Origin of the sequence: Brevibacterium otitidis (assembly GCF_042429315.1) — a bacterium.
Classification (GTDB): Bacteria; Actinomycetota; Actinomycetes; order Actinomycetales; family Brevibacteriaceae; genus Brevibacterium; species Brevibacterium otitidis.
The window spans coordinates 1-4,003 of record NZ_JBHMAU010000106.1; the positions used below are offsets into that span (position 1 = coordinate 1).

At 59.5% G+C, this 4,003-nt stretch carries 2 protein-coding genes; one reads left to right on the top strand and one right to left on the bottom strand.

The window, feature by feature from the left end; translation table 11 throughout:
• Positions 1-477: 477 nt before the first annotated feature.
• Positions 478-1,080 carry a TetR/AcrR family transcriptional regulator gene (locus ACFFN1_RS13735; protein WP_376841397.1) on the bottom strand — a complete coding sequence of 201 codons (603 nt, stop codon included), beginning with the start codon at positions 1,078-1,080 and terminating at the stop codon, positions 478-480.
• A gap of 299 nt (positions 1,081-1,379) precedes the next feature.
• Between ACFFN1_RS13735 and secA2 the strand changes: the two genes are divergently transcribed.
• Positions 1,380-3,662: an accessory Sec system translocase SecA2 gene (gene secA2, locus ACFFN1_RS13740; RefSeq protein WP_376841398.1), complete on the top strand. Its 2,283-nt coding sequence runs from the start codon at positions 1,380-1,382 to the stop codon at positions 3,660-3,662.
• Positions 3,663-4,003: the final 341 nt, after the last annotated feature.

Sequence of the window (4,003 nt, forward strand, 5' to 3'; positions counted from 1 at the left end):
AAGCCCGGTTGGGTCGATTGACACCAATCGAGTACGAAGCAATCATAGAGTCACCTGCCCTCGCAGCGTGACAATCAAACTGTCACCAATCCCTGCATCAGTCCCAAGAGCCAGCAAATCCCGCTAACTCGGGTGTCCACTAATCGAGGGTAACCTCACAACATGGCTTAGGAGGCAGGCGGCGAATCGCAGTTGCGGCGCTTGGTCAGGTGCCAGGACCTGCACGACGGGCACTCATAAATCCGCAACGGACCGGCGTACCGAGACCTCATTACCGCCACGCGCACTGCATCACCATAGTCTTCGTACTGTAGCTTTCCAGTCTCGCCACATTGAACGCGGGATACTGGCCGTGGCCTCTTCCTTCTCTGGCGGCCGCTCATGCCTCAAATCCTTATAGTCAACGAGTTTGATATATGACCCGAACTACTCGCTCTCGCAGTTGATCGTGATGTATAAGGAGCCCCGGTTGCCTGCTCATGTTTTGGTCGCCTGAGGACACGTAAGTATATGGACCGCGGTCGCAACCGTTTCCCGTGCAAAATGATCGTCGACAGGTAAACCTGTAGGTAGAAGCAGCCGGGACAGGATGGCGCCAAACATTAAGTCACAGACATATTCGGCATCAATGTGACGCTGAATCACCTCTCCACGTGCCATCGCGTTGTCGACTACCCTTGCGACATTCTGCCTACGCGGCAAGATCAATCTTTCGAAGTAGATGGCACAGACCTCCGGGATGGTGCGAATGTCTTCGAACATGCCCGGTAGATTCTTGCGGACCAGCGATGTGGTCATCATGGCCACGTCGTCGCGCTGAAGCTTGAGAAGATCGGCTTCCAACGACCCGGTGTCCACAGCATTCGACTCGCCGAAACGGGCAAGAATGACCTCCAAGGCGAGTACGGAAACCCTTGAGAAACGTCGATAGAAGGCCTGCCGGGTGGTACCGACCTCCTTAACGAGCCCATCGACTGTTAGGCTGCCGAAACCGTCAGCCTCCATGCGCCGCTCTGCCGCTTGGAGGAGGGCTTGGCTGATGGCTGGGTTTCTTGGACGCCCCTCTTGCTTGGTTGTCATGATACGGTACACTACCAGTCGCCTCGATGGAGGCGTGAACTTGTGTAGCAAGGTGTGAGTTTGGTTGTAGGCTGTGTTGATATGCGCACTGCTCATCGGAAACCGGGCATCGGCCGGGATACGCGCTCCTGGTCCTTGCCGGACCCCTGCACTCACCGTTCCTGCGAGATGTCTGAAGTACCGTCCCCGGCGACGGCGCTGGAAGTTCCAACGGTCAGGCCGGGTCGACAAGGTGATGCTCGGTGACCGCACGACGGTTGTCTGATCGCAGATCCCCCTGGGAGACAATTCGAGGGTGGGTGCGATCTTGGAAGCAGGAGCCCGGGTCCGAGAATCTGCTACGGCTCAAACGCTCCGCCGAGAACTGCTACGCCAGGATGATTGAGTTAGAAGCGGCAACGTCCGCGGAACTCCAATCTGCCGTAGATGAGTTTCTGCGATATCCTCCGAGTCCCGAGGACTCGACAAGCTTCTTTGCGGTCGCCGGAGAGCTTGCTCGCCGACGTCTCGGATTGCGCCCATTTGGCGTGCAACTCCTCGCTGCCATGAACATCCTCCGCGGCCGCGTAGTCGATATGGCCACGGGCGAAGGCAAGACTCTCGTCGGTTTCCTCGTAGCCGCAGCGTACGCAACCATGGGTCGACGGGTCCACGTACTCTCAGCCAACGACTACCTTGCAGAACGAGACGCCGAATTCGGGTCTGCCTTCTTTGCCTCCTTCGGACTGTCGGTCAGTGCTGTAACCCAAGCGATGCCACGCAATTCCCGTCGAGACGCATTCCGGTCTGATGTCGTCTACGCAACCGTGCATCAGGTGGGATTTGATCTCCTCCGCGATCGCCAGCGAACACAACACGACGACGCAATCGTCGAAGGCATGGACGTTGCGATCGTCGACGAGATCGACGCCGTCCTGATCGATGACGCAATGGTCCCTCTCGTCATCGCCGGTGAAGCAGACACCCAGGCCCCGGACGCTGAACTCCTCGACGCGGTTCGAGGATTGCAGCCGAATGTCGACTATGAAGTCGATGCCGACGGACTCGCTGCCTCGTTCACGGAGAAGGGAATCGAATCGCTTGAGGCAGCCCTCGGAGGACTGAACCTCTATGACGACGACTCCAACGACAAGCTCACGGCGGCACATCTGGCCCTCCATGCTCATGCATTGGTCCACCGCGACATCGACTATGTCGTATCAGGTGACCGAATTGAACTCATCAACACCACGCGGGGACGTGTCGCACAGCGCCAGAGATGGCCCGATGGCCTTCAGGCTGCTGTGGAGCAGAAAGAGCGCCTGCCGGTGTCCCCGCAGGCACGAGTCCTCGACCAGATGCTCGTCGAGACCGTCGTCCGCGAGTACACCACGCTGACCGGCATGAGTGGCACTGCGGCCGAGGCCGCCGAGCGGATCCAAGAGGACCTCGATCTGCGCACCGGAGTCATACCACGCAACCGTCCACTTCGCCGCACGGATCTGCCCGACCGCCTCTTCCTCACAAGAAGCCAACGAAACGAGGCGGCGGCACTCCACGTCGCAGAAGCTCGCTCATTGTCCCGACCAGTGCTCGTCGGAACGGGAAGTGTCCGTGAGTCTGAAGAGTTCGCCTCGGTCCTCGCCGGTCACGGAATCTCGGCGGCCGTCCTCAACGCCAAGAACGACGCGGAGGAAGCAGAAATCATCGCACGGTCCGGTACCGCCGGTACTGCGACCGTGTCGACGCAGATGGCCGGCCGAGGCGTCGACATCATGCTCGACGCCGAGGCGTCTCGTGCCGGCGGTCTGCTGGTGCTCGGCCTCGGACGATACGACAGCATGCGACTGGATCATCAACTGCGAGGACGCGCCGGCCGTCAGGGAGATCCAGGAGAGTCCATCTTCTACACCAGCCTCGAGGACCCCGTCGTCACGGAGAACCTGGAGATTGGTGTCACCCCCGAGAGAGTGTCCGCGACTGGGCTCATTGAAGACGCCTGGTTCCAGGAGGTGTACGAACACGCCCAACGAGTGGCCGAAGGCAAGGCGCTGCAGCTCCACCGGACGACCCGCTCATACCACACTGTGACCGATAGACACAGAGCCCTGACTCTCCGCCGTCGCGACCGGATCCTGTACGACGTCCCAGGGGCTCTCGACGGCCTCCTTGACAGCATCTTTCCCGACGCACCAGGTTTGCGAGAGCAATGGATACAGCCCGAAAAGTGCGAGCTTCTTCGCCAAGTTGCGCTTTACCAAATCGATCACGGATGGGCCGATCACCTCGAACACCTGGCCAGCGTGCGAGAAGGAATACACTTGCGAGTTCTCGGGCGACAGAACCCACTCGACGAGTTCCTCATCATCGCGAATGAGTCGTTAGCGCGCCTTGAATCAGAGTATCTCGCCCGTTGTGCGGAGACTCTGGGCAGGGCTCACGACGAGGCACGTGCCATCGAAGACCTTGGCCTTCGCAGGCCCTCGTCGACGTGGACGTATATGGTCACCGATAATCCCTTCGGCTCGGAAGCCGATCGAGTCGCGGAATTCATCGGCCACCTCGTCCAAGGCAAACGTCCACGGGCCGTACGCTACGTGTGAACCACGCTGTTGAACTAGGCTCCATAGGCGCGGGTCATTGGTGTCGCTCGAATAGAAACAGATTCGCGCACCGATCAATTTCAATCAAGCCACGTCTGCGGAACATCGTGTCTAATCCAGCGCGGACCTGACCGACGAAGGACTGCGCATCTTCTGACTCCAGCTGCTCCACAGCAGCCTCTAGTCCTGATTGCATGAGAAACATCTCCGCTGCCGCAGTAGTGTGAACCCGCTTCGGACCTGACTTCCACAACTGTAGTTACCCAGGCGATGTGATTGCGACGCGGATGTGAGCGACGCCTTCGCTGACTGGGTCGGCGGCAGCGACGGTATGGCCGACC

Excerpts from the sequence above, each read along its gene's own strand:
- ACFFN1_RS13735 (WP_376841397.1), bottom strand. The coding sequence starts at position 1,080 with ATGACAACCAAGCAAGAGGGGCGTCCAAGAAACCCAGCCATCAGCCAA.